20 protein-coding genes are annotated in these 24,930 nt (G+C 72.8%); 13 read left to right on the top strand and 7 right to left on the bottom strand.

Translation table 11 applies throughout. The features are described from left to right. Positions 1–143 precede the first annotated feature (143 nt). Positions 144–764 carry an endonuclease gene (locus ACIRQ7_RS34755; protein ID WP_404266532.1) on the top strand — a complete coding sequence of 207 codons (621 nt, stop codon included), beginning with the start codon at positions 144–146 and terminating at the stop codon, positions 762–764. A gap of 14 nt (positions 765–778) precedes the next feature. Here ACIRQ7_RS34755 and ACIRQ7_RS34750 read toward each other — a convergent pair whose 3' ends face one another. The 4 genes from ACIRQ7_RS34750 to ACIRQ7_RS34735 form a co-directional block, all read right to left on the bottom strand. Beyond that, positions 779–3,166, bottom strand: coding sequence for a phosphoketolase (locus ACIRQ7_RS34750; RefSeq protein WP_404266524.1), 2,388 nt, complete (start codon positions 3,164–3,166; stop codon positions 779–781). 55 nt (positions 3,167–3,221) lie between these two features. Next, positions 3,222–4,187 carry an LLM class F420-dependent oxidoreductase gene (locus tag ACIRQ7_RS34745; RefSeq protein WP_404266523.1) on the bottom strand — a complete coding sequence of 322 codons (966 nt, stop codon included), beginning with the start codon at positions 4,185–4,187 and terminating at the stop codon, positions 3,222–3,224. Positions 4,188–4,277: 90 nt separating this feature from the next. Then, positions 4,278–4,532 carry a DUF5133 domain-containing protein gene (locus ACIRQ7_RS34740; protein WP_404266522.1) on the bottom strand — a complete coding sequence of 85 codons (255 nt, stop codon included), beginning with the start codon at positions 4,530–4,532 and terminating at the stop codon, positions 4,278–4,280. 86 nt (positions 4,533–4,618) lie between these two features. Further along, the gene (locus ACIRQ7_RS34735) at positions 4,619–4,789 is read right to left on the bottom strand and encodes a hypothetical protein (RefSeq protein ID WP_401479361.1); all 171 of its coding nucleotides are present in this window, start codon (positions 4,787–4,789) and stop codon (positions 4,619–4,621) included. Between the two features lie 552 nt (positions 4,790–5,341). Here ACIRQ7_RS34735 and ACIRQ7_RS34730 point away from each other — a divergent pair. Continuing rightward, a complete protein-coding gene (locus tag ACIRQ7_RS34730; protein WP_404266521.1) occupies positions 5,342–5,887 on the top strand; it encodes an HPP family protein in 546 nt (181 codons plus the stop codon). Here the strand turns inward: ACIRQ7_RS34730 and ACIRQ7_RS34725 are convergent. Beyond that, entirely contained in the window at positions 5,875–6,306 is a 432-nt protein-coding gene (locus tag ACIRQ7_RS34725) for an aldolase/citrate lyase family protein (protein ID WP_404266520.1), read from the bottom strand. The two genes, ACIRQ7_RS34730 and ACIRQ7_RS34725, sit on opposite strands and share 13 nt — an antisense overlap. A 235-nt stretch (positions 6,307–6,541) precedes the next feature. Between ACIRQ7_RS34725 and ACIRQ7_RS34720 the strand changes: the two genes are divergently transcribed. From ACIRQ7_RS34720 to ACIRQ7_RS34690, 7 genes are all read left to right on the top strand, one after another. Then, complete coding sequence (locus ACIRQ7_RS34720) at positions 6,542–7,714, top strand: FAD-dependent oxidoreductase (protein ID WP_404266519.1); 1,173 nt, start codon at positions 6,542–6,544, stop codon at positions 7,712–7,714. 169 nt (positions 7,715–7,883) lie between these two features. Further along, on the top strand, positions 7,884–8,645 hold the full coding sequence (locus ACIRQ7_RS34715) for a VOC family protein (protein WP_404266518.1): 762 nt from the start codon (positions 7,884–7,886) through the stop codon (positions 8,643–8,645). A 242-nt stretch (positions 8,646–8,887) separates the two neighbouring features. Beyond that, the gene (locus ACIRQ7_RS34710; RefSeq protein ID WP_401479341.1) at positions 8,888–9,301 is read left to right on the top strand and encodes an SH3 domain-containing protein; all 414 of its coding nucleotides are present in this window, start codon (positions 8,888–8,890) and stop codon (positions 9,299–9,301) included. 144 nt (positions 9,302–9,445) lie between these two features. Next, positions 9,446–10,240, top strand: a complete 795-nt coding sequence (locus ACIRQ7_RS34705) for an SDR family NAD(P)-dependent oxidoreductase (RefSeq protein WP_404266517.1) — start codon at positions 9,446–9,448, stop codon at positions 10,238–10,240. Between the two features lie 165 nt (positions 10,241–10,405). Continuing rightward, positions 10,406–11,638: an acyl-CoA dehydrogenase family protein gene (locus ACIRQ7_RS34700; RefSeq protein ID WP_404266516.1), complete on the top strand. Its 1,233-nt coding sequence runs from the start codon at positions 10,406–10,408 to the stop codon at positions 11,636–11,638. Between the two features lie 20 nt (positions 11,639–11,658). After that, positions 11,659–12,573, top strand: coding sequence for an oxygenase MpaB family protein (locus tag ACIRQ7_RS34695; protein ID WP_404266515.1), 915 nt, complete (start codon positions 11,659–11,661; stop codon positions 12,571–12,573). 27 nt (positions 12,574–12,600) lie between these two features. Next, complete coding sequence (locus ACIRQ7_RS34690; protein WP_404266514.1) at positions 12,601–14,691, top strand: tetratricopeptide repeat protein; 2,091 nt, start codon at positions 12,601–12,603, stop codon at positions 14,689–14,691. 4 nt (positions 14,692–14,695) lie between these two features. Here the strand turns inward: ACIRQ7_RS34690 and ACIRQ7_RS34685 are convergent, their stop codons facing one another. Next, complete coding sequence (locus ACIRQ7_RS34685; protein ID WP_404266513.1) at positions 14,696–16,003, bottom strand: glycoside hydrolase family 27 protein; 1,308 nt, start codon at positions 16,001–16,003, stop codon at positions 14,696–14,698. A 190-nt stretch (positions 16,004–16,193) separates the two neighbouring features. Here ACIRQ7_RS34685 and ACIRQ7_RS34680 point away from each other — a divergent pair, with 190 nt between their 5' ends. The 3 genes from ACIRQ7_RS34680 to ACIRQ7_RS34670 all read left to right on the top strand — a co-directional run bounded on the left by ACIRQ7_RS34680 (position 16,194) and on the right by ACIRQ7_RS34670 (position 20,601). Then, the gene (locus tag ACIRQ7_RS34680; RefSeq protein ID WP_404266512.1) at positions 16,194–17,771 is read left to right on the top strand and encodes a phytoene desaturase family protein; all 1,578 of its coding nucleotides are present in this window, start codon (positions 16,194–16,196) and stop codon (positions 17,769–17,771) included. 125 nt (positions 17,772–17,896) lie between these two features. Continuing rightward, positions 17,897–19,000, top strand: coding sequence for an NAD(P)H-dependent flavin oxidoreductase (locus tag ACIRQ7_RS34675; protein WP_404266511.1), 1,104 nt, complete (start codon positions 17,897–17,899; stop codon positions 18,998–19,000). 41 nt (positions 19,001–19,041) lie between these two features. Beyond that, the gene (locus ACIRQ7_RS34670) at positions 19,042–20,601 is read left to right on the top strand and encodes an acyl-CoA synthetase (RefSeq protein ID WP_404266510.1); all 1,560 of its coding nucleotides are present in this window, start codon (positions 19,042–19,044) and stop codon (positions 20,599–20,601) included. A 53-nt stretch (positions 20,602–20,654) separates the two neighbouring features. On the opposite strand, the gene ACIRQ7_RS34665 is transcribed toward ACIRQ7_RS34670, so the two are convergent. Next, the gene (locus tag ACIRQ7_RS34665) at positions 20,655–23,069 is read right to left on the bottom strand and encodes a penicillin acylase family protein (RefSeq protein ID WP_404266509.1); all 2,415 of its coding nucleotides are present in this window, start codon (positions 23,067–23,069) and stop codon (positions 20,655–20,657) included. A 163-nt stretch (positions 23,070–23,232) separates the two neighbouring features. On the opposite strand from ACIRQ7_RS34665, the gene ACIRQ7_RS34660 reads away from it, so the two are divergent. Beyond that, positions 23,233–24,786 (top strand): acyl-CoA synthetase, encoded by a 1,554-nt coding sequence (locus tag ACIRQ7_RS34660; protein WP_404266508.1) that lies wholly within the window; start codon positions 23,233–23,235, stop codon positions 24,784–24,786. Positions 24,787–24,930 lie beyond the last annotated feature (144 nt).

Here is a 24,930-nt window from a genome sequence, read left to right as displayed (position 1 = left end):
GCAGTGGCCGGCGGACAGTGGCAGGACGGATCGACGGAGGGCAGCTCGTGACGGGCAGGGACGGCGGCAAGAGCACGGAGGGCAACAAGACCAGCAAGGGCGGCCAGGCCGGCGCGCCGAGCCGGCAGGCCACCGTACGGGCGCTGTTGGACCGGCACGGCGAGACCTATGCCGCGCAGAGCGGAATCCGGGTGCGGAACACACCGCAGCCGCTCTATCAGGTGCTTGTCCTGGCCGGGCTGCTCAGCGCGCGGATCCGTGCGTCGGTGGCGGTCGCGTCGGCGGGTGAGCTGTTCGCCGCGGGGATGCGTACGCCGCGCAGGATGGCCGAGGCGACCTGGCAGCAGCGTGTCGACGCACTCGGTGCGGGCGGCTACCGCCGCTTCGACGAGCGCACCGCCACCCAGCTCGGCGACGGCGCCCGGCTGCTGCTGGATGCGTACGGCGGCGACCTGCGGCGGATGCGGGACGCGGCCGACGGCGACGCCGGCACGCTGCGCGCCGCGCTCCAGGAGGTGCCGGGTGTCGGTCCCGCGGGATCCGCCATCTTCCTCCGCGAGGTGCAGGGCGTCTGGACCGAGTTCGCCCCCTGCCTGGATGCCAAGGCCGTCCAGGGGGCGGAACGGCTGGGCCTGCCCGGTGACGGCGCGAAGCTGGCGCGGCTGGTCCCGCAGGACGCGTACGCGGCCTTCGCCTCGGCGCTGGTACGCGCCGCGCTCGACCGGTCCGTGGCCGATGACGTACGGGAGGCCGCGGCCGGGTGACGGCCGCCGAACCGTCACCCCGACCATGTCCAGTCGGCGACTTCGGGCAGGTCCGTGCCGTGTTCGCGGATCCAGGCGTGGTGGCGGGTGCGGACATCCGCCATCGCCTGGCGCAGGGTGACCGCGTGCACGCCGAGGCCGGGCACCCGGTCCACTACGTCCATCACCAGCCGGTAGCGGTCGAGGTCGTTGCGGACCACCATGTCGAAGGGTGTGGTGGTGGTGCCCTCCTCCTTGTAGCCGCGTACGTGGAGGTTGTCGTGTCCCGCGCGCCGGTAGGTGAGCCGGTGGATCAGCCAGGGATAGCCGTGGTAGGCGAAAATGACCGGCTTGTCGCGCGTGAACAGCGCGTCGTACTCGGCGTCCGGCATGCCGTGCGGGTGCTCGTCCCAGGGCAGCAGCCGGGCCATGTCGACGACATTGATCACCCGTACCGCCAGTTCCGGCAGATGGCGGCGCAGCAGATCGGCCGCGGCCAGGGTCTCCTGGGTGGGCACGTCACCGGCGCAGGCCAGCACCACATCGGGGTCCCGGCTGCTGACCTCGGTGCCGGCCCAGCCCCAGACCCCGGCGCCGCGTGCGCAGTGGGCGCGGGCCTCGTCGAGGGTGAGCCAGTCGAAGCCCGGCTGCTTGCCGGCCACGATCACATTGACGTAGTCACGGCTGCGCAGCGCATGATCGGCCACCGAGAGCAGGGTGTTGGCGTCCGGCGGCAGGTAGACGCGGACGACCTCGGGGCTCTTGTTGAGGATGTGGTCGACGAAGCCGGGGTCCTGGTGGGAGAAACCGTTGTGGTCCTGCCGCCAGACGTGTGAGGTCAGCAGATAGTTCAGCGACGCGATGGGGCGCCGCCAGGGCAGCCGGCGGGAGGTCCGGAGCCATTTGATGTGCTGGTTGACCATGGAGTCGACGATGTGCGCGAACGCCTCGTAGCTGGAGAACAGCCCGTGGCGCCCGGTGAGGAGGTAGCCCTCCAGCCAGCCCTGGCACAGGTGCTCGGAGAGGACCTCCATGACCCGGCCGTCGTGCGCGAGATGCTCGTCGGTGCCGAGGGTCTCGGCCTGCCAGGCCTTTGCGGTGGCGTCGTAGAGGGCCCCCAGGCGGTTCGAGGCGGTCTCGTCGGCGCCCATGACCCGGAAATTACGGTGCCGGGCGGTGTCCGCCATGACCGCCGCCAGCAGGCCGCCGAGGACTCGGGTCGGCTCGTGCAGTTCGGTGCCGGGCCGCTCGACGTCCACGGCGTGCTGCTCCAGTGGCGGGACCGGCAGGTCGCGCAGCAGCAGACCGCCGTTGGCGTGCGGGTTGGCGCCCAGCCGCCGGGTCCCTTCGGGGACGCAGGCGATCACGTCGGGCCGGGGGCTGCCGGAGGTGTCGAACAGCTCATCGGGCCGGTACGAGCGCAGCCAGTCCTCCAACTGCCGCAGATGGGCCGGGTTGTCGCGGACTCCGGAGAGCGGGACCTGGTGGGAGCGCCAGGTGTTCTCGACGGGCTGCCCGTCGACCTCGCGCGGTCCGGTCCAGCCCTTGGGCGTACGCAGCACGATCATGGGCCAGTGCGGCCGTTCGGTGGATTCCCCGGAGCGGGCCCGGCGCTGGATCGCGGCGATCCGGTCCAGTGCCGTGTCCATCGCGGCGGCCAGCTCCTGGTGGACGGCTGCGGGATCGTCGCCGCCGACATGCAGCGGGTCGTGGCCGTAGCCGCGCAGCAGCTCGTCCAGCTCCTCCTGGGGGATGCGGGCGAGCACCGTCGGGTTGGCGATCTTGTACCCGTTGAGGTGCAGGATCGGCAGGACGGCGCCGTCGTGCACCGGATCGATGAACTTGGTGGAGTGCCAGGACGCGGCGAGCGGGCCCGTCTCCGCCTCGCCGTCCCCGATCACGCAGGCGACGAGCAGGTCCGGGTTGTCGAAGGCGGCGCCGTAGGCGTGGGTGAGGGAGTAGCCGAGTTCGCCGCCTTCGTGGATGGACCCGGGGGTCTCCGGGGCGACATGGCTGGGCACGCCGCCGGGGAAGGAGAACTGCCGGAACAGCTTCGCCATGCCCTCCGCGTCCCGGCTCACGTCGGGATACGTCTCGGAGTACGTGCCGTCGAGCCAGGAGTTGGCCAGTACGGCGGGCCCGCCGTGGCCCGGCCCCCAGATACACAGCGTGTCCAGATCGCGGGCCGAGATGACGCGGTTGAGGTGGGTGTGCACCAGGTTCAGGCCCGGTGAGGTGCCCCAGTGGCCCAGCAGCCGCGGTTTGATGTGCGCGGGCCGCAGCGGCTCGCGCAGCAGTGGGTTGGCCATCAGGTAGATCTGTCCGACGGCCAGATAGTTGGCGGCACGCCAGTGGGCGTCCAGCGTCCTGAGCTCCGCGGGGGCCAGTGGCCCGGGTGCCGCGGACGTCTCTGCGTCGTGCATGCTCATCTCCTCACAGGGGTGGCAGGCAGGGCAGGTGGGCGGCGCGGGGCGGCGTTCACAGGGCGTGCAGCGCCGGCAGCAGCTCGGCCTCGGCCCAGTCCAGGAACGGCTCCTGGTGGTCGCCGCCGACCTGGACGAGCGCGACCTCGGTGAACCCCGCGTCCACGTAGGGGCGTACCGCGTCGACGAAACGCCCCACATCCGAGCCGCACGGAATGGCCTCGGCGACATCCTCGGGCCGGACGAACCGGGTGGCCCCGGCGAATCCCGAGGGGCCCGGCAGTTCGGAGTTGACCGGCCAGCCGCCGACCGCCCACCGGAACTGGTCGTGTGCCCGCTCCACGGCCTTCGCCCGGTCCCGGTCGTAGCAGACCGGCAGCTGCCCGACCCGCGGTTTGCCCGCGCCGCCGTGCCGGTCGAACGAGGCCAGCAGCTCGCCGCGGGGTTCGGTGGCGATGACGAGATCGGCGAGCCGGCCGGCAACGGCACAGGAGCGTTCGCCCGATACGGCGACGCCGATCGGCACCGGGGTGTCCGGCAGGTCCCACAGCTTGGCCTGGTCCACGTCGAAATGGCTGCCGTGGAAGGTCAGCTCCTCGCCGCCGAGGAGCGCGCGGATGATCTCGATGGCCTCCGCCAGTTTCTCCAGCCGGACCGGTGCGGTGGGCCAGCCCCGGCCCACCACGTGCTCGTTGAGGTTCTCGCCCGAGCCGAGGCCGAGCCGGAACCGCCCGCCCGAGAGCAGCTGGAGGGTCGCGGCCTTCTGTGCGACCACGGCGGGGTGGTAGCGGGTCGTCGGGCAGGTCACGTACGTCATCAGCGGAAGGCGCGAGGTCGCCTGCGCCGCGGCGCCCAGCACGCTCCATGCGTAGGGGGAGTGGCCCTGGGAGGCGAGCCAGGGCGAGTAGTGGTCGGAGGTGACCGAGAAGTCGAAGCCGGCGCGTTCGGCGCCCACCGCGTGGCCGACGAGTTCCCGGGGGCCCGCCTGTTCGGTCATCATCGTGTAGCCGATGCGCACCATCAGTATCCCCAGCCGTTGCTCGCGCCTGCCGGAACCGCCTGCCGACACCGTGTACCCGAACCGTGCGGCGGAACCCGTACCCGCTCGGCATCACTGGCGGCTGAGGCTTTCGCCGGCTGTTTCGGGTGCGCGCGCCGTGGCCCGAGCCGTCGTGTCGAGATAGGTCTCCGCGGCGATCACCGCCTCGCGGGCGGTGCGGTGGCCCATCAGTACACACAGCGTGTACCCGGCGTCCTCCAGTCGGCGGCGCCGGGCCGGGTCATGGGGCGCGGCGAGGGCCAGGTGTTCCCACACCCGGTACCGCCGCAGCAGCGAAACGAGCACAGCCTTGTCCGGCAGCAGCATGCGGCCACCTTGCGCCGGACGTGCGGGGCGTGCAACCGGACGGCCTGCCGCGGGCGGCCCCGGGTGGACCCTGGCGCGGGTACGGGTCAGTCGGGTGGTTCCGGGGCGGGGTGGTCGCCCGGGACCGCGCCGGGCGGCTCCTCCGGGTCGGGACCGGGCTCGTCCGGCTCCGGCTCGGGTGGCCGCGGTTCGCGCGGCATCGGATGCGGGTCGGCCGGTACGGGGCCCGGCCCGTCGGGAGTCGGCTCGGTGGCCATGGCGTACGTCCTTTCCGTTCGGGTTGCTGATCGCGTTCCCTGAGTCCCCTGCCCTCAGTCTGCTCCCCTATGGATCTTGTGGCCCATCGATTTCGAAGACGTCGGATGACGACCGTGCGCTGTCACGTCCACGCCATGGACGGAGGGGGACGGGGCGCCGGGACGCCGGGACGGCAGCGCCGGCTACGGGGGCCGCGGCGTCGTGGGCGGACAACTCCCCTTCGCCGACGGCTCGTTCGGTGCAGCGATGGGCCGCTCCGGCCACCGCGCTCGGCGGGCACCCGGCCGTGCAACCCGCGCCCACCCCGGCCCACCGGGTTCCAGGGGGTACGCAGGCCGTGCGGGGTGACCGCACCGGTGCCGCCGGAGGCGGGCCGGGCGGCGGGCGATACGATCCGGAACGGACTGCGCGGCCTGAACCTGGGCGTATGCGTACGGTCGGACCCTCGTCGACCACGAGGGCGTGCTTGTGGATGACGTCCGCAGAGCTGGACCTCTCCACCCGTTGCCCGCCCTCGCCGGTTCCGAGCCGGCGCCGCCCAGAAGTGTTCCATGAGCATCGATCAAGTCCCACCGAAGACGGTCCCGTCCCCTGTGCCTGCCCCGGGCCCGCTCACCGCGCGGGCGCCCGCGCGCCCCTCACCGGCGGCCGCGCTGCACATCGTCAGTGCGGCGACCGCCGTCCTGCTGGCGCTGGTCGCCATCGGGGCGCTGATACACGAGGCGCTGCTGATACCTCCGCTGGCCGCGAGCGCCGCCCTGATCCACAGCGCCCCGACGCTGCCGCTCTCCCAGCCGCGCAGCGTGATCGGCGGCCATCTGCTGTGCGCCGGGGTCGGCTTCGGGGTGCTCGCCGTGTCCGGTTCCTCGCCGTGGGCGGCGGCCGTCGCGGGCAGCATCGCGCTGGCCGTCACCCTGCTCGCCCGCACGCCGCATTCGCCCGCGTGCGCCACCGCCGTCATCGTCGTCCTGCAGCGCCCCGCGCCGGTGTCCTTCCTCGCCACGCTGGCGGGCGCGGGCCTGCTGCTGGTGGCGGCCGGATACGCCGCCTCCCGCGCCCGCCGCGAGGCCCCGGCCTACCCCGCCTACTGGTGGTGACCCGTCGGTGACCCGGCTTCCCGGTGGGCGCGCAGTTCCGGTGCCGCCAGGTCGCGGTCCTCGCCCAGGACGAAGGCGGTGACACCGTCGGCACGCCATTCGGCGCGGCGCTCCGGGGTGGTGGCCATCGCGCAGAACGGGACACCGTGCCGGGCGCAGGCGGACCGCAGATCACGCACCGCCTGCTGTACGCGGGGGTGACGGACCTCCCAGGGCACGCCGTAGGACCGGGAGAGGCCGCCGGGGCCGGGGAGGACGAGGTCGACGCCGCCGGGGGCGAGGATCTCGTCGATGGCGCGCACCCCCTCGGCGTCCTCGATCAGCGGGATGAGCATGATCTCGGCGTTGGCCCGGCGGATGCATGCGGGCAGCGGGATGCGGCCGAAGCCCGGCCCGCGCCCGCCGTTGAGGGAGCGCATGCCCTCCGGCGCTTCCGTGCGGCGTCCCGCCGGCATCCGTCCGGCTCGGGGTGCGGAGGAGGGCGACGAGTCGCCGGTGCCGCCGCCGTCCCCGATGCTCGAAGCAAGGCGAGGCGTGGCGACCCGGCCCGGTTCGGTCGCCGAGAAGGTGAACGGAGTGCACCTTCTCGGTGCGGGTGCCTGCCTGCGGGGTGCCTGCCTGCGGCCCCACCGACTCGCACACGTGAGGAGCGACATGACCCCCACCCCCCTCCGCATCGCGATCATCGGCGGCGGCCCCGGCGGGCTGGTCTGTGCCCGTGTCCTCCAGCGGCACGGCATCGCCGTCACGGTCCACGACCGGGATGCCGCCGCCGACGCCCACCCGCAGGGCGGCACCCTCGCCGTGCCGGAGGCGTCCGGGCAGCTCGCCCTGCGCGCGACGGGACGGTACGAGGAGTTCGACGCCCTCGCCCGCCCCGAGGGCCAGGAGAAGCGACTGCTGGACCACACCGGCGCCCTGCTCTTCCGGCACGCACCCGACCCCGGCGAGGACGCCGCCCCCGAGATCGACCGGGCCGAACTCCGCCGGCTGCTGCTGGGCTCCCTCACCCCGGACACCGTCCGCTGGGGCAGCTATCTGCGCACCCTGCACCCGCTGGGCGACGGCACCCACAAGGCCGTGTTCGACGACGGGCACACCGAGACCTTCGATCTGGTCATCGGCGCCGACGGTGCCTGGTCGCGGGTGCGGCCGATGCTCTCCGACGAACTGCCCCACTACTCCGGCGTCACCTACGTCGAGACCGGCTTCGACGACGCCGACGCCCGCCATCCGGCCGTCGCGGACCTCGTCGGCGACGGCAGCATGATGGCGCTGTCCGGCAACAAGGGGCTGATCGCCCGGCGCGACATCCGCGGCCACCTCCGCGTGTACGCCGCCTTCCGCGCCTCCCAGGACTGGGCCGTGGAGGCGGGCGTCAACACCGGCGACCCGGAGGCGATGCGCACCGCCCTGCTCGACCGTTTCGCCGGATGGGGCGACACCGTGCTGGCGCTGCTGCGGGAGGCCGACGGCGGATTCGTCAACCGGCCGCTGTTCGCGCTGCCGGTACCGCACACCTGGGCCCACACCCCGGGGCTGACCCTGCTCGGCGACGCCGCCCACCTCATGACGCCGTTCGCCGGCAGGGGCGCCGACCTCGCCATGCTCGACGGCTGCGAACTCGCCCAGGCGCTCTCCCGGCACACCGATCCGGACGACGCGGTGCGCGCCTATGAGGCGGTCATGCTGCCCCGTTCCGCCCGCGCGGCAGCGGACGCCGCCGCCGGTCTGGACCACGCCATCTCCCCCGAGGCCCCGCACCACTCGCTGCGCCATCTGCGCCGCCGTCACCGCCACCAGCCCCGCACCGAGTCGGGCCGCTGAGCCCCGTCGCCCGTTTCGGGCCGGGCTCGCGGGCCGCTCGGCGGTCCCCGGGGCGGGCCCGGTTGCGGGCCGCAGTCCGCTGCCGCAGCATCGGCAGCGTACGGACGTGCGGGGACGTGCACGCACCGGTGCGGACGCGTTCGGCGCGCGCGGAGGGACGGAGCAGACGGTGGACATCACTGAGCCCACGCCCGGAGCGCCGTGCTGGGTGGAGCTGGCCACCTCGGATCCGGAGGCCGCCAAGGGCTACTACCGTGAGGTGTTCGGCTGGCGTGCCGAGACCGATCCGCGCCCGGAGGCGGGCGGCTACACCACGATGTCGCTGGGCGCCGCCCCGGTCGCCGGGCTGGCGCCGCTGTACGCACCGGGGCAGCCGACCGCCTGGACCGTGTCGTTCGCGACGGGGGACGCCGACGCGCTTGCCGCGGCCGTCACCGAGGCCGGCGGAAAGCAGCTGATGCGCCCGATGGACGTCTTCGACCTGGGGCGCTTCGCCGTCGTGGCGGACCCCGCGGGCGCCGTCCTCTCGCTCTGGCAGGCCCGCGCGTTCGCGGGTGCGGCCCTCTTCAACGCACCGGGCTCACTCGGCTGGGTCGAACTCGCCACCCGGGACGCCGACGGAGCCCAGGCCTTCTACCAGCGGGTCTTCGGTTGGTCCGTCACCACTCATGCGCAGTACACGCAGTGGGGTATCGGCACGGCCGTGTTCGGCGGGATGAGCCTGCTCGACGAGCGCTACCCGGACGAGGTCCCCGCGCACTGGCTGCCCTACTTCATGGTCGAGGACGTCGACGCGACGTCCGCGCGCGCCACCGAATCCGGCGGCACGCTGCTGGTGCCGCCGACGGATGTGCCCGAGGGGCCCAGGGTCGCCATGATCCGCGACCCCCAGGGCGGTGTCTTCGGGATCCACGGCGCCCCGGGGGACTGACCGCCGCGCCCGACGCGCCGGAGCGCCGAGCGCGCGCCCCGCGAGTCCGGCCGTTCGCGCCCCGCGCCCGTGGTGTGCCGCGTACCGGGAGTGATGCGGCGATTTCCCCTTGTGCGGGCGCACTTGATCCGTCACACGATCGGCTCCCTGCCCGTCGTTTCACCACATTTCCTGGGTGATTTGCGCGTAATGTCCCCCTCGCGCCAATGGGTGGCATTGCGCGTCAAGAACAGGAGACCCCTATGTCCACGACAGACATCCTCGTGGCCCGAGGCAAGCAGTTCGCAGCCGGTGCGGGTGCGCTGACCACGGCGGCTGTCCTCGGGGCGACGCTGCTCGCCGCGACTCCGGCTCAGGCCGCCGCGCCCGCGAAGCCGTACGGCACGGTCACCGTCACGGCCCTGAACGAGCGTCAGTACCCCAGCACCGACTCCGCCGTGAAGGGCACCCTCCGCTACCACGAGCAGATCGGCCTGGTGTGCAAGGTCCACGCCCAGAACATCGCCGGGAACAGCATCTGGTACCTGGTCCGTGACCGCAGCGCGACCTGGGTCTCGGCGAAGTACGTCGCCAACACCGGCTACGTCAAGTACTGCAAGGACGTGCAGCGCGGCCGGGTCCAGCCCAACTCCACCGCGAAGAACGCGATGGGCTGATCCCCGCTCGCACACAAGGCCCGGTCCGGTACCCCTGGGTGCCGGACCGGGCCTTGCGGTTTGCGGGGCACGGCCCACAGACGCAGCACAGAAGCAGCGCAGAAGCAGCACCGACACGGCATCGACGCAGGAAGGACGCAGACCGTGCAGATCGACCTCGAGGGCAGGACCGCCCTGGTGACCGGCTCGACCCAGGGCATCGGAGCGGCCATCGCGACGGAGCTCGCCCGCGCCGGGGCCCGGGTCGCGGTGAACGGCCGCAGCCGCGAGTCCGTGGACGCGGCGCTGGAGCGGATGCTCGCACAACAGCCCGGCGCCGACTTCGTGCCGGCGCCCGGCGACATCAGTACGGACGGCGGGGCGCAGCAGGTCCTCGACGCCGTGGGGCAGGCCGACATCCTCATCAACAATCTGGGCATCTTCGGCTCCCGGCCGGCGCTGGAGATCGATGACGCGGAGTGGCGCCGCTACTTCGAGCTCAACGTGCTGACCGCGGTCCGGATGATCCGCTCCTGCCTGCCTGCGATGACCGACCGCGGATGGGGGCGCATCCTCAACATCGCCAGCGACTCCGCCGTGGCCATCCCCGCGGAGATGATCCAGTACGGCACGTCCAAGACGGCGCTGCTCGCGGTGTCCCGGGGCTTCGCGAAGGCGGCGGCGGGCACCGGGGTGTGCGTGAACTCCGTCATCGCCGGCCCCACCCACACCGGCGGCGTGCGGGACTTCGTGTACGAACTCGTGGACCGGGATCTGCCGTGGGGTGAGGCGCAGCGGGCCTTCATGCGGCAATACCGTCCGCAGTCGCTGCTCCAGCGGCTGATCGAGCCGGAGGAGATCGCCCACATGGTGGTCTATCTCAGCTCGCCGTTCGCCTCGGCCACCACCGGCGCGGCGGTCCGGGTCGACGGCGGATACATCGACTCCATCGTCCCCTGAGCCGGCCCTCCGCTCGGGCCCCGGCCGGGCCACCCCGCACCCTTCCCTATTTCTGGAACAAGTTCTACTGTGCCCCTCGATCCGGTGTGACGGGCTGTCAGGCAGCCGCAACCACGGCGGGAGCCCGTCGCCCCGGACGACCGGACCGGACGAACTGGAGGGGCCGTGCACCTCGAATACACCCCCGAGCAGCAGCAGTTGCGCGCCGAGCTGCGCACATACTTCGCCGAACTGGTGCCGGACAACGCCTACGCCCGGGACCACGGCCCCCAGGACGCCGCCGCGGCACCCGCGCACGGAGCCGCCGAGCGCAAGGCCTTCTACCGGCGGACCGTGCGCCGGCTCGGCAGCGACGGCTGGCTCGGCGTCGGCTGGCCCACGGAATTCGGCGGGCGCGGGATGTCCCCGATGGAACAGTTCATCTTCTTCGACGAGGCGGCCCAGGCCGGAGTGCCGCTGCCGCTGATGGCCCTGAACACCGTCGGCCCGACGATCATGCAGTTCGGCACCGCCGAACAGAAGGCGTACTTCCTGCCCAGGATCCTGTCCGGCGAGATCGACTTCGCCATCGGCTACAGCGAACCCGACGCCGGGACCGACCTCGCCGCCCTCAAGACCCGCGCCGTACGCGAGGGCGACGAGGAGAGCGGCCACTACGTCGTCAACGGACAGAAGATCTGGACGACCAACGGCGACACCGCCGACTGGGTCTGGCTCGCGGTGCGCACCACCCCCGTGGAAGAGGGCACCCCGCCGCACAAGGGCATCACCATGCTGCTGGTCCCCACCACCGACCCCGGCTACTCGTGCACCCTGATCAACACCCTCGCCTCGCACGACACCACCGCCAGCTACTACGAGAACATCACCGTCCCCGCCGCCCGCCGCGTCGGTGAGGAGAACAAGGGCTGGCGGATCATCACCAACCAGCTCAACCACGAACGGGTCACCCTCGCCGCCCACGGCACCATGGCCATCCGCGCGCTGCACGACGTCCAGCGCTGGGCCGCCGACACCAAGCTCAGCGACGGCCGCCGGGTCATCGACCTGGGCTGGGTCCGTGGACGGCTGGCCCGTACGCACACCAGGCTGGACGCCATGAAGCTGCTGAACTGGCAGATGGTCGAGGCTCTCGACCAGGGCACCCTCACCCCGCAGGACGCCTCGGCGGTCAAGGTCTACGGCTCCGAGGCCCGGCGGGACGCCTACGCCTGGCTGATGGAGATCGTCGGATCCGCCGGCCCGCTGAAGGAGGGCTCGGCCGGCGCGGTGCTGCACGGGGAACTGGAGCGCGGCTACCGCTCGGCGGTCATCTTCACCTTCGGCGGCGGCAACAACGAGATCCAGCGCGAGATCATCTCCTGGATCGGCCTGGGAATGCCCCGCGTACGACGGTGACCACAGCGGGAGGTGCGGCGATGCCGGGCGATCCTGGGCTCTTCGGGCCCTGTTCGGTGACCTGGCAGATGCACGGCGACCCGATGATGTGGATCGCCGGCCTCCGCGCGCTCCATCTCCAGGCCCTGCACCCGCGCGCCGTACGCGGCGTCCTCCAGAACTCCGCGGCCTGTCAAAGGAACAGCAGAGGCCGGCGTGATGCCTGGGGGCGGCTGATGCGCACCGCCCACTTCGTCGGGACCCTCACCTACGGCACCACCGAAGCCGCCGAGCGCGCCGGAGCCAGGGTCCGCCGCATCCACCGCACCCTGTCCGCGACGGACCCGGCCACCGGTGAGCGCTACGGCATCGACGACCCGGCGCTGCTGCTGTGGGTGCACTGCGCCGAGGTCGACTCCTGCCTCCACGTCCTGCGCCGCTCCGGCTGCCCCGTCAGCGACGCCCAGGCCGACACCTCCCTCCGCGAACAGCGTGCGAGCGCCCGGCTCGTCGGCCTGGACCCCGCCGCCGTCCCCGGCGACCGGGCGGCGCTCGCCGCCTGCTTCGCCCGCGTACGGCCCGACCTCGCCCTCACCCCCGAGGCCCGGGAGGTGGACGACTTCCTGCGCAGACCGCCCACCCCGCTCGCGCTGGTGCCGGCCCGCGCCCTGCTGTGGCAGCGGGTCGCCCACCTCGCCTACGGTGCACTGCCGCCCTGCGCCCACGCGCTGTACGGGCGCCCCGCGCCACCGCCCGGCACGGTCACCCGCCGGCTGCGCGCCACCGGCTGCGTCCTGCGGGCCGTACCCCCCGCACTCCGCCGGCGGCTCCCGCCCCGGCATATCCTGCGCGCGGTGGAGCGGCTCGGCCCCGGAGCCCGCCCAGCGCCCTACAAGCTGCGCCGCACCGCGGCCATACTGGACGGGCAGGACTGGCAGGGGGAGCTGCGCGACTGAACGCGGGGACGGGGGCGGCGCTACGCGATGGCGGAAAACAGAGTGATCCAGGGGCGGTACCGACTGCTCGCCGTGATCGGGCGAGGCGGTATGGGCGAGGTGTGGCGGGCCGACGACGACTCGCTGGGCCGGCAGGTCGCCGTCAAATGCTTCAAGCCCATGGGTGCGCACGCCCACAACACCGCGGCCCTGCGCGGGATGCGTGAACGTTTCCGCCGCGAGGCCCGGGTGGCGGCCGGCCTCCAGCACCGCGGCATCACCGTCGTCCATGACTTCGGTGAGGAGGACGGCACCCTCTTCCTCGTCATGGAGCTGCTCACCGGCCGTGATCTGCGCCGGCTGCTGGCCGACAGCGGCCGGGAACCGCTGCCCCTCCCGGACGTCATCGAGATCGCCGAACAGCTCACCGCCGCACTCGCCTACACCCACGGACACGACGTCGTGCACCGCGACCTCAAGCCGGCGAACATCATGCGGAGCGCCGACGGCACGGTCAAGATCCTGGACTTCGGCATTGCCCGACTCGGCGCCGACCTCGGTTTCACCTCCCGGCTGACCCACGCCGGCAACCCCATGGGCAGCCTGCACTACATGTCGCCCGAGCAGATCGGTGACGACACCATCGACCACCGCACCGACCTCTACTCCCTGGGATGCGTGCTCTACGAGCTGATCACCGGCCGCCGGCTCTTCGAGATGGACGACACCTGGCCGGTGCTCGTCGCCCACCGCAGCACCGCCCCCGACCCCCCGCGCGCGCTGCGCCCCGAGCTGCCCGAGGCATACGAGCGGATCGTGCTCGACCTGCTCGCCAAGAAGCCCGACGACCGGCCGGCCGACGCCGGGGAACTCGGCGCGCGGCTCGCCGAGGCCCGCCGCCACGCCGCCCCGCACGGCATGGCGGAATCCGGGTCGTTGACCCTGGCCACCGAACGGCTGCCGTCCTGGACGCGGGGGATCACCATCGGCTCGGCGGCGAGCACCCGGGTGCCACGACACAGCCGGCCGGCGCGCGCCGCCCTCCTCACCCACGCCTGGACCGGCGTCCGGGAGGTGGCGCGGCACCACGAGGCGGCCGCGCACGACGCCCGGACGGCGGCGTCCGGTGACCGGGCCGCCGCGGGCCGGTTCGCCGACGGGCAGCGCCTGGCCGGTCTCGGCCGCTGGGAGGAGGCCGCCGAGGTGTTTCGGGCGGTCGCCGAGGAACGCGAGCAACTCCTCGGCCGCGACCATCCCGACGCCCTCGCCGCCCACCTGGAGACCGCAACCGCCCTCGGCGAACTCGGCCGGCACTTCGAGGCCCACCAGATCTGTGCCGCGGTGCTCGCCGACCGGGAGCGCACCCTGGGCCCCGACCACCGCGACACCCTGAGCTGCCGCCACCTCCTCGCCTGCGGCCTGCGGCGGCTGGGGCGGCTGGAGGACAGCCGTGCCATGGCCTGCGCGGTGGCCGAGGCACGCGCCCGGGTGCTCGGCGCCCGGCACGCCGAAACCCTCGCCACCCGCTTCGAAATCGCCTGCGTGCTGGGCCAGTTGGGAAAGTGGGACCAGGCGTTGGAGGTATGCCAGGAGGTGGCGGCGGCGCGTGCCGAGGTGCTCGGGCCGGGCCACCCCGACACCCTCGCCACCCGCTACGACGTCGGCATCGGCCTCAGCCGGCTCGGCCGCAACGCCGAGGCCCTGGAGCTCTACCGCGACCTGGTGACGGCCCGTACCCACACCCAGGGCGGCGACGACCCGGAGACGCTGCGCGCCCGGCAGAGCCTGGGCGTCAGCCTCGGCCGGCTCGGCCGCTGGGAGGACGCCCTCATCGAGGCCCGCTCGGTGGCGACGGCGCGGGCCCGGGTGCTCGGCGCCGACCACCCGGACACCCTGGTCAGCCGCCGGGAGGTCGCCGTGGCCCTGGGCTGGCTCGGCCGCTGGGCGGAGGCGCTGAGCAGCTACCACCAGGTGGCCGCGGCCCGCGAACGTATCCTCGGCGCGGCCCATCTGGACGTGCTCGCCAGCCGCACCGAAGAGGCCCAGTGCCTGGCACAGCTCGGCCGCTCCGCCGAGGCCGCGGCCCTCCACAGCCGGGTCGCGGCACTGCGGCAGGAGCGGGCCGAACGCCCGCGCTAGCCGGTCAGCGCGCCCCGACCCGGTAGAGCACCGTGGAGTGCGGCGGGACATCCTCCGCGACGATGTCCTGGCCGCTGTGGGTGGTGCGGCCGGTGACCAGATCGCGCAGCCGGTAGGAGTCGGCGTCCGGCAGTCCTGCGGTGGACGCGGTGGTGGACAGGGTGCGGGCCGTGTCGCCGGAGTTGAACAGGGCGACCGCCCGGTCGCCGTTCCGCAGCGGCCTGGACAGCACCGTGACGCCGTCCTCCCGCTGCACGACCCGCCCCTGGACGCCGAGCGGATCCTGGTCGACGGCGATGATCTCCTCGTTCCCGAGCACCCGGCGTGCCCCGGGGGAGAGCGCGCTCAGGTCCGTACTGGAGATCAGCGGCGCGGCCATCACCGCCCACAGCGACATCTGGCTCTGGATCTCGTCCTGTGTCAGCCCGGAGTCGCCGGCGAGCAGGAAGTCGGGGTCGTTCCAGCGGCCGGGGCGCTGGAGACCGGCCAGGTCCGAGTTGTACGCGAAGTTGAAGGCGATCGAGGACCACTTCTTGGCGGCGGTGTCCTTCTCCAGCGCGATGTCGGCGCCGCCCCGCCAGAGGTTGCCCAGCTCCGCCGACCAGCCGATGACCTGGTGCCAGAGCCGGTCACCGCTGTACTGGAAGTAGGCGGGCGCGGACACCGAGAAGGTGATGCGGCGGCCGGTGGCCTCCAGGGCGCGGCTCTGCTGGCCGTACACGTCGCGGTAGGCCTGTTCCTTGGTGCTGCCGGGCGGGACGGGCACATTGCACCCGTCGGCCTTGAGGTAGTCGACCTTCCAGTGCGCGAAGAGATCGGCGTCCTGCTGGAAATGGCCGAGACTGCCCGGATATTTCCCGCAGGTGGCGGTGCCGACGTCCTCGTAGATGCCGAACTTCAGCCCCATGCGGTGCAGTTGCCGCCCCAGGTACGCCATGCCGTGCGGGAACTTCTCCGGGTCCGCCACCAGTTCGCCCTCGGGCCCGCGCTGCTTCGCCATCCAGCAGTCGTCGACGGTGACGGTGTCGTAGCCCTTTTTCGCCAGCCCCGTACGCACCAGCGCCCGCGCGTTGTCCAGGACCACCTCCTCGTTGATGTCGCACATGTAGTACGACCAGTTGTTCCAGCCCATCGGGGGTGTCCTGGCCAGGTTCGGATACGACGTGGCGGTGCGCGGGGTGCCGCCGGACGGGTGGGTCGGGTCGGGGGCGGCGGCGGCGGGCGTGGCCGGGAGGAGCCCGGCCGAGCAGGCGGCGACGACGGTCAGTCCGGCGAAGGCGCGGCCGATGCGGGGTACCGAAGGGTGGGACACGTGGTCACCTCATGAGTGGGCGGGACGGCCTGAGGGGGCGTGAGGTCCAGCGGGGCGGAGGTTCCGGAGGGCGGCGCACGGCCGGACGCTAAGATCCGGCCCCCGCCCGGTCAAGAAGCCCCACCGACCGGCACGAAGGTTTCAGCCGCCTGCGCCTGGCGACCGCGATCATCGCGTGCTACCAAGGGGCATGCCGGAACGGACTTCGTATGACGCGGTCATCGTCGGTGGCGGACACAACGGACTGGTCGCCGCCGCTTATCTCGCACGCGCCGGGCGCAGCGTGCTCGTGCTGGAGCGGCTGGACCACACCGGTGGTGCCGCCGTGTCGACCCGGGCCTTCGCCGGGGTCGATGCCCGGCTGTCCCGCTACTCCTACCTCGTCAGCCTGCTCCCGCCGAAGATCGTGCGGGACCTGGGCCTGAGTTTCGCGGTGCGCAAACGCACCATCTCCTCCTACACGCCCACCGTGCGCGACGGCAGGGCCACCGGACTCCTGGTGGGCGGCGGCCCGCACCGCACCCGTAAGGCCTTTGCCGAACTCACCGGATCGGACCGGGAGTTCGACGCCTGGGAGCGCTTCTACGCCGGCACCGGGAGGCTCGCCGAGCGGGTCTTCCCGACCCTCACCGAACCGCTGCCCACCCGCGCAGCGCTCCGCGCCAGGATCGATGACGACGCCACCTGGCACGCACTCTTCGAACGACCCCTCGGCGAGACGGTCGAGCAGACGTTCACCGACGACCTGGTGCGCGGCGTGGTGCTCACCGATGCCCTGATCGGCACCTTCGCCGCCGCCCACGACCCCGGCCTGCGGCAGAACCGCTGCTTCCTCTACCACGTCATCGGCGGCGGCACCGGCGACTGGGACGTGCCGATCGGCGGTATGGGCGCACTCACCGACGCGCTGGCCGACGCCGCCCGCCGGGCCGGCGCGGAGATCGTCACCGGCTGCGAGGCGACCGCGATCGCCACCGACGGCCGCTCGGCCGAGGTGACCTGCGCGCAGGGCACGATCGGCGCCCGCCGGGTGCTGGTGGGCGCCGCGCCGCGGGAGCTGGCCCATCTGCTGGGCGAGGAGCCGCCACCGCCCGCCGAGGGCGCCCAGCTCAAGGTCAACATGCTGCTCACCCGGCTGCCGCGGCTGCGCGACAGCGGAGTCGACCCCCGCGAGGCGTTCTCCGGAACCTTCCATGTCGCCGAGGGGTACGGCCAGTTGGAGACCGCCTACCGGCAGGCCGCGTCCGGGCAGCTGCCCGCGGCGCCGCCCTCGGAGATCTACTGCCACTCCCTGACCGACCCCTCCATCCTCGGCGCCGATCTCGTCCGTCAGGGCTATCAGACGCTCACTCTCTTCGGACTGCACGCCCCCGCCCGGCTGTTCGCCGAGGACAACGACGCCACCCGCGACCGGCTGCTCGCCGCGACCCTCGCCCAGCTCGACGAGCACCTCGCCGAGCCGCTCGCGGGCTGCCTGGCCCACGACGCCGAGGGCCGCCCGTGCATCGAGGCACGGAGCCCGGTGGACCTGGACCACGACCTGGGCCTCCCGGGCGGCAATATCTTCCACCGGGACCTGGCCTTCCCGTACGCGGATCCGGACGCCGCGGCGGACGGCGAGGACCCCGAAGCCACCGGGCCGGGCCGCTGGGGCGTGGCGACCGGGCACCCCAACGTCCTGCTGTGCGGGGCGGGAGCCGTACGCGGCGGGGGAGTGAGCGGCATTCCCGGGCACAACGCGGCGATGGCGGTGCTGGAGGAGGGCTGAGGCGGTGCCTGACGGCGGGGGCGCCGGAACCATCCGGGCCCCCGCATCGCCCCCGTCATTCCACTATCTGACGCAGCATCAGAAAACCTCTTCCCTCGTGCGGCCCCCTGCGGCATCCTTCGCCCATGCAGACGGAGCTGAGCAACACGCTGGGAGTCGAGCACGCCGTCTTCGGGTTCACCCCGTTCCCCGCGGTCGCCGCGGCGATCACCCGGGCCGGCGGCTTCGGGGTGCTCGGCGCGGTCCGCTACACCGCGCCCGACGAGCTGGCCCGCGACCTCGACTGGATGCAGAAACACACCGACGGGCTGCCCTACGGGCTCGACGTGGTGATGCCCGCCAAGAAGGTGGAGGGCGTCAGCGAGGCCGACGTCGAAGCGATGATCCCCGAAGGGCACCGCCGGTTCGTCCAGGACCTGCTGGACACCCACCGGGTGCCGCCCCTGGCCGAGGGCGAGGCGTCCGGCTGGCGGATCACCGGCTGGATGGAACAGGTCGCCCGCAACCAACTTGACGTGGCCTTCGACTACCCGATCAAACTCCTCGCCAACGCCCTCGGCTCACCGCCCCCCGACGTCATCCAGCGCGCCCACGACCACGGTGTGCTGGTCGCCGCGCTCGCCGGCAGCCCCCGGCACGCCCTGCACCACAAGGCCGCCGGGATCGACATCGTCGTCGCGCAGGGCTACGAGGCCGGCGGACACACCGGCGAGATCGCCACCATGGTCCTCACTCCCGAAGTGGTCGCGGCCGTCGACCCGTTGCCGGTGCTCGCCGCCGGCGGCATCGGCACCGGCGAGCAGATCGCCGCCGGGCTCGCCCTCGGCGCCCAGGGCGTCTGGCTCGGCTCGCTCTGGCTGACCACCGAGGAGGCCGAGCTGCACTCCCGGCGGCTGACCGCGAAACTGCTCGCCGCCGGACCCGGCGACACCGTCCGCTCCCGCGCCCTGACCGGCAAACCCGCCCGCCAGCTGCGCACCGAATGGACCGACGCCTGGGACGACGCGAGCGGCCCCGGCGCCCTTCCGATGCCGCTCCAGGGACTGCTGGTCGCCGAGGCCAACTCCCGTATCCAAAAGCACGAGGTCGAGCCGCTGCTGGGCACCCCCGTCGGCCAGATCGTCGGCCGGATGAACTCCGAACGCAGCGTGCAGGCCGTCTTCGACGACCTCACCCGCGGCTTCGAGCGGGCCATCGACCGCATCAACCGCATCGCCGGACGCGGCTGACCGCCAGCCGCGTGAGCCCGACCGCCGAGGAGGCCCGCACCATGACCCACGACTCCGCACCGCCCAACGGCTTCTGGGCGCAGGCCGCCGCAGACCCGGACCGCACGGTACTGATCGCCCCGGACGGCGAGGAGTGGACCGCGGGCCGGCTGCACGCCGCGAGCAACCAACTCGTCCACGGGCTCCGCGCGGCGGGTCTCGCGCGCGGCGACGCCTTCGCCGCCGTCCTCCCCAACGGCGTCGAGTTCTTCACCGCCTACCTCGCCGCCTCCCAGGCCGGTTTCTATCTCGTCCCCGTCAACCACCACCTGGTGGGGCCGGAGATCGCCTGGATCGTCGCCGACTCCGGCGCGAAGGTGCTGATCGCCCACGAGCGGTTCGCCGACGCCGCGCGGCACGCCGCCGACGAGGCGAAACTGCCCGCCACCCACCGCTTTGCCGTGGGGGACGTCGACGGCTTCCGTCCCTATGCCCAACTCCTCGAAGGGCAGCGGGAGTCCGCCCCGGACGACCGCACCCTCGGCTGGGTCATGAACTACACCTCGGGCACCACCGGGCGCCCGCGCGGCATCCGCCGCCCGCTGCCCGGCAAGCCCCCCGAGGAGACCTACCTCGGCGGCTTCCTCGCCATCTTCGGCATCCAGCCCTTCGACGACAACGTCCATCTGGTCTGCTCACCGCTCTACCACACGGCCGTGCTCCAGTTCGCGGGCGCGTCACTGCACATCGGCCACCGCCTCGTCCTGATGGACAAGTGGACGCCGGAGGCGATGCTGCGCCTGATCGACGCACACCGCTGCACCCACACCCATATGGTCCCCACGCAGTTCCACCGCCTGCTCGCGCTCCCCGAACACACCCGCGCCGCCTACGACGTGACGTCGATGCGGCACGCCATCCATGGGGCCGCGCCCTGCCCCGATCACGTCAAGCGCGCCATGATCGACTGGTGGGGCGGCTGCGTCGAGGAGTACTACGCGGCGAGCGAGGGCGGCGGCGCCTTCGCCACCGCCGAGGACTGGCTGAAGAAGCCCGGCACGGTCGGCAAACCCTGGCCGATCAGCGAACTCGCCGTCTTCGACGACGACGGCAACCGGCTGCCCGCGGGCGAACTCGGCACCGTCTACATGAAGATGTCCACCGGCGGCTTCAGCTACCACAAGGACGAGGGCAAGACACGGAAGAACCGCATCGGCGACTTCTTCACCGTCGGCGACCTCGGCTACCTCGACGAGGACGGCTACCTCTTCCTCCGCGACCGCAAGATCGACATGATCATCTCGGGCGGGGTCAACATCTACCCCGCCGAGATCGAGTCCGCCCTCCTGGGCCACCCCGCCGTCGCCGACGCCGCCGCCTTCGGCATCCCGCACGACGACTGGGGCGAGCAGGTCAAGGCCGTCGTCGAACCCGCCGACGGGCAGGTGGCGGGCCCCGCACTGGCCGCAGAGATCCTCGCGTACTGCGACCGCCACCTCGCCGCCTACAAGCGTCCCAAAACCCTCGACTTCATCGAGACGATGCCCCGCGACCCCAACGGCAAGCTCTACAAGCGCCGGCTGCGCGCCCCCTACTGGGAAGGCCACGACCGCGCCATGTGAACGACGGCGGCCGGCCCCCTCCAGGGACCGGCCGCCGCCGCGCGCTCGTCGGGTCACTGGCGGGCGTGCACCACCCGCAGCTCGGGCGAGGCGCGAATGTCCTTCTCACAGAAGCGCGCCCGCACCATCCGCCCGGCGGAGTACAGCTCCGTCTGGTCGCTGTAGTGCGGCGAGCCGGGGGCGGAGGACTGCGCGTACGTCAGCAGGATGCGGGCGTCCGGGCAGCGGCCCCCGGTGAAGCCGACGGCCTGGATATAGCTGGAGCCCGTGGTCACCTCCCGGTACCCGCCGGCTGACGGGTCCCAGACCCCCTCGGTCTTGTTCCAGATGCCGAGCCCTTCGGTACCACCCGCGATCGGGATCTTCTTGCCGTTGCGCACCACGAACTGGTGCTTCCCCAGCGGCGCGTCCAACGGGATCCCGGCCGCCCGCAGATCGGTGACGGCGTCGGCGAGCGCGGTGGCGAATCCGGGGGCGGCGGTGTTGAGGGTGCGCGGGGTGTGCACCGGATCGGCCGGATCGAAGGGGGTCCGCCACAGGTCGCCGGCCGCAACCTTCGCGGTGACCGCCCGCCAGAAGCGGTCGAAGAGCAGCGCGCCCTTGCTGCCGGTCCGCACGGTCCGGTCCCAGTCGCCGATCACCCGGCACGCGGAGGAGACGTCAACCGCTTGCCCCCGGCTGCTTGGTGCCGTGCCGCCCGGCAGTGCGGCGCAGGCCCGCGCGGTGTCGGCGGCCGCGAGATCACCGGCCGGGGCGCGGTTGGCGAACTGCTGGCGCTGCAGATCCTTCACGGTCAGCCCGCCCTTGGCCGCCATGGCCGAGACGTCCTCCAGGGCGCCCCGGGTGCGCAGCGAACGGGGGGTGGCCTCCGGTCCGAAGACCCGCGGATATCCGGTGATCGGCCGCTCCGCATGGGTCAGCCAGGCGCTGTTGTTGGAATTCTCGGCGTACGGCGCGTCCTTGAGCGTCGGCATCGCGGCGGGTCCGAAGATCCCCGGCTGCCGCGCGTCGGCATCCCGCCCGAAGGCGCAGCCGGACCGCGAACCATCCAGCACCGCAAGGCCGGTGGCGGGATAGGTCGTGTGCCCGAGCGGGGTCGAGCAGCGCTGCACCAGGTCGTCCGTGACGCGGGGGAGCACCTGCGACTGTGAGAAGAAGCTGTGCCCGGCGGCGTCCGCGGCGAGGGTGTTCACCCAGGGCAGCCCCTGGGTGCGGCGCAGCGACCGCTCGATGCCGTCCACCCCGGACGCCTTGCTGAAGCCGAGAGCGGTGTCGGAGGCGCGCAGATTGGCCGCGTTGGGGTCGTTGACCGCGTACGCCGTCGAGCCGTTCCACGGCAGTGCGAGATCGCCGAGTGAGGTGAGCACCGGGCCGTAGCGCGTCCACCACTGCGTACGGGAGACGTCCGGCCCGCCCTTGACGGGCACGGTCACCGTCCGCCGGACCATCTTCTCCGGGGTGCCGTCCACCAGATAGGCCGTCGGATCGTGCGGGTCCAGGGTGAGCTGGTGCAGATTCATCGTCATGCCGGTGGCGACCGTATGGCTCCAGGCGACCTTGGCGTTGTGCCCGATGGAGAGGGTGACCGAACCGAGCAGGGAGCCCCCGGACGCGTTGAGCTCGCCGGGGATCGTGAGCTGCGACTCCCAGAAGCGGCGGCCGCCCGACCAGGGGTAATGCGGGTTGCCGAGCAGCAGGCCGCGGCCGCCCGCCGTCGTGGAGCCGCGGAAGGCGACCGCGTTGGAGCCCATGTCGGAGTCGTCCTGGGAGAACAGCGCACGGACCGCGCCGACGGCGTCCGCGTCGCCCCGGCCGCCCTTGTCGTCCCGACGGGGGCCTTCGATGGCGGCGCCGGGCGGCGCGGCGGCCGTGATGCCGTCCACGACGCGCCCCTGGCCGCCCAGTACGGCGAGCGCGAAGGCGCGCCGGGCCACATCGAGGCTGCTGACCTTGCGCACCCACGGCTTGTCCGCACAGGCGGGGTCCTTGACGTGGTGCCGGCTCAGCCAGGCGTTGTATCCGGCGGCCCAGCCGCGCATCAGGTCCTTGACCTCACGGCTGGGTCCGGCGGGCGCGGGCTGCCGCAGCAGTTTTTCGACCGTGCCGGCCTTCCGGACGCCGGCGAAGTAGAGATCGCTGGAGAGGTTGGTGGCCGCCGAGGACATCGACTGGTCGGGGGCGGCGTCCGCACCGAAGTGCTCCGCGCGTTCACCGCGTACGGTCACGAATCCGTCGGCGAGGGTGCACACCTGGTCGGCGGCCTGCGCCCATCCCTCGCCGAAGCCGAGGTTCGGGTAGTCCTTGGCGACGATGTGCGGGATGCCGTATTCGGTGTAGCGGATGGTGGCGGAGAGCCCGCCGCCCGACGGATGACGCGCCGCGGTGTGCTGTGCGCCCGGCGCCGGCGGTGCCGCCGCGGCCAGCAGGGCTGTTCCCGCGAGCGCGAGCGTTCTCAGACGGTTGCGCATGATTCCTCCCAACAGGCTTGAGAGCAAAGGCGGTTGAGCGTACCAAGCGGTCGGTCATCCGCGGTGCCTCTTTGCGACGCCGCCCACCGGGCCCCTCCGCTGCGCCCGCCCCGGCACGGCCGGGTGCCTTGACCCGGGTGGGACCGGCCCCGAGGATCGCGCCATGACGCAAGCGCGGAGCAACACGGTCGATGGAATCCTGCGGCGCAGCGCGCGCCGGGTGCCCGAGCGGACGGCGATCCGGTACGCGGAACGGTCCTGGACCTACCGCGAGCTGGACGACGCGGTGACCGCGGCGGCCCGGGTGCTCCTGGCGCTCGGCCTGCGGCCCGGAGACCGGGTCGCCTCCTACGGACACAACTCCGACGCCTACCTGATCGGCTTCCTGGCCTGCGCCCGCGCCGGGCTGGTGCACGTGCCCGTCAACCACAGCCTCACCGGCGAGGATCTGCGCTACATCGTGGAGCAGTCGGGCAGCGCCCTGGTGCTCACCGACCCCGCACTCGCGCACCGGCTCCCGGAATCGGTCCGCACCCTGCCGCTGTGCGACGCGCCCGATGCGTTGCTGGCGCGGCTCGCCACGGCACCCGAAGGGCCAAATCCGGTGGCGGACGTGCCCGACGACGCGCTCGTCCAACTGCTCTACACCTCGGGGACCACCGCCCGGCCCAAGGGCGCGATGATGACGCACCGCGCACTGGTTCACGAATACACCAGCGCCATCGTCGCGCTGGACCTCGCCGCGACGGACCGGCCGGTGCACTCGCTGCCGCTCTACCACTCGGCGCAGCTGCATGTCTTCCTGCTGCCCTACCTGGCGGTGGGCGCGGAGAACACCATCCTGGACGGGCCCGACCCGGACCGGATCTTCGCGCTGGTGGAAGCGGGCCGGGCCGACAGCCTGTTCGCACCGCCCACGGTCTGGATCGCGTTGGCGAACCACCCGGACTTCGCCGTCCGGGAGCTCAGCGGCCTGCGCAAGGCGTACTACGGAGCCTCGATCATGCCGGTGCCGGTCCTGGAACGGCTGCGCGCCCGGCTGCCCGCCCTCGCCTTCTACAACTGCTTCGGACAGAGCGAGATCGGCCCGCTGGCCACCGTCCTCGGGCCGGACGAACACGCGGGCCGGATGGACTCCTGCGGGCGCCCCGTGCTGTTCGTGGAGGCACGGGTGGTGGACGAGACGGGCCGGGAGGTGCCGGACGGCACCCGGGGCGAGGTCGTCTACCGCTCGCCGCAGCTGTGCGAGGGCTACTGGGACAAGCCGGAGGAGACCGCCGAGGCCTTCCGGGAGGGCTGGTTCCACTCCGGGGACCTGGCCGTCCGCGACACCGAGGGCTATTTCACGGTGGTCGACCGGGTCAAGGACGTCATCAACTCCGGCGGCGTGCTCGTCGCCTCCCGCCAGGTCGAGGACGTCCTCTACGAGCATCCGCAGGTGGCCGAGGTCGCGGTCATCGGACTGCCGGACGACCGCTGGATCGAGGCGGTGACCGCCGTCGTCGTACGGCGCACGGACGGCTCTGGCACGGCCGACGGGGGCGACGGCGAAGTGGGGGAGCAGGAGCTGATCGACACCGCCCGCGCCCGCCTCGCCGCCTTCAAGGCGCCCAAACGGGTGATGTTCGTCGACGCGTTGCCGCGCAACGCCAGCGGCAAGGTCCTCAAGCGTGAACTGCGGGACCGGTTCGGGGCGGACGGGCCCGGGGCGTCCTGACCCAGCGCGATGCCGTACGGCCGGTCGCCCGGCGCCGCCCGGCGCGTCGTGGCCCGGCGCGGTCGCGCACGGAGGGCGACTGTCAGTGCCCCCTGCCATGCTGAGAAGCGGCGGAGGAAGACCGTGCTTCGGGCTGTGGCCGGC

This window comes from Streptomyces sp. NPDC101393, assembly GCF_044767385.1.
Lineage (GTDB): Bacteria > Actinomycetota > Actinomycetes > Streptomycetales > Streptomycetaceae > Streptomyces.
Note: the sequence above shows the minus strand (reverse complement) of the source record. Positions and strands in the feature narration are given on the sequence as shown.

Bases quoted from the DNA above. Each gene is read 5' to 3' on its own strand.
- ACIRQ7_RS34690 (WP_404266514.1), top strand. From the start codon at position 12,601: ATGGCGGAAAACAGAGTGATCCAGGGGCGGTACCGACTGCTCGCCGTG.
- ACIRQ7_RS34695 (WP_404266515.1), top strand. From the start codon at position 11,659: ATGCCGGGCGATCCTGGGCTCTTCGGGCCCTGTTCGGTGACCTGGCAG.
- ACIRQ7_RS34710 (WP_401479341.1), top strand. From the start codon at position 8,888: ATGTCCACGACAGACATCCTCGTGGCCCGAGGCAAGCAGTTCGCAGCC.
- ACIRQ7_RS34740 (WP_404266522.1), bottom strand. From the start codon at position 4,532: ATGCTGCTGCCGGACAAGGCTGTGCTCGTTTCGCTGCTGCGGCGGTAC.
- ACIRQ7_RS34680 (WP_404266512.1), top strand. From the start codon at position 16,194: ATGCCGGAACGGACTTCGTATGACGCGGTCATCGTCGGTGGCGGACAC.
- ACIRQ7_RS34745 (WP_404266523.1), bottom strand. From the start codon at position 4,187: ATGGTGCGCATCGGCTACACGATGATGACCGAACAGGCGGGCCCCCGG.
- ACIRQ7_RS34735 (WP_401479361.1), bottom strand. From the start codon at position 4,789: ATGGCCACCGAGCCGACTCCCGACGGGCCGGGCCCCGTACCGGCCGAC.
- ACIRQ7_RS34725 (WP_404266520.1), bottom strand. From the start codon at position 6,306: ATGCGCTCCCTCAACGGCGGGCGCGGGCCGGGCTTCGGCCGCATCCCG.
- ACIRQ7_RS34750 (WP_404266524.1), bottom strand. From the start codon at position 3,166: ATGCACGACGCAGAGACGTCCGCGGCACCCGGGCCACTGGCCCCCGCG.
- ACIRQ7_RS34730 (WP_404266521.1), top strand. From the start codon at position 5,342: ATGAGCATCGATCAAGTCCCACCGAAGACGGTCCCGTCCCCTGTGCCT.
- ACIRQ7_RS34675 (WP_404266511.1), top strand. From the start codon at position 17,897: ATGCAGACGGAGCTGAGCAACACGCTGGGAGTCGAGCACGCCGTCTTC.
- ACIRQ7_RS34660 (WP_404266508.1), top strand. From the start codon at position 23,233: ATGACGCAAGCGCGGAGCAACACGGTCGATGGAATCCTGCGGCGCAGC.
- ACIRQ7_RS34670 (WP_404266510.1), top strand. From the start codon at position 19,042: ATGACCCACGACTCCGCACCGCCCAACGGCTTCTGGGCGCAGGCCGCC.
- ACIRQ7_RS34720 (WP_404266519.1), top strand. From the start codon at position 6,542: ATGACCCCCACCCCCCTCCGCATCGCGATCATCGGCGGCGGCCCCGGC.
- ACIRQ7_RS34665 (WP_404266509.1), bottom strand. From the start codon at position 23,069: ATGCGCAACCGTCTGAGAACGCTCGCGCTCGCGGGAACAGCCCTGCTG.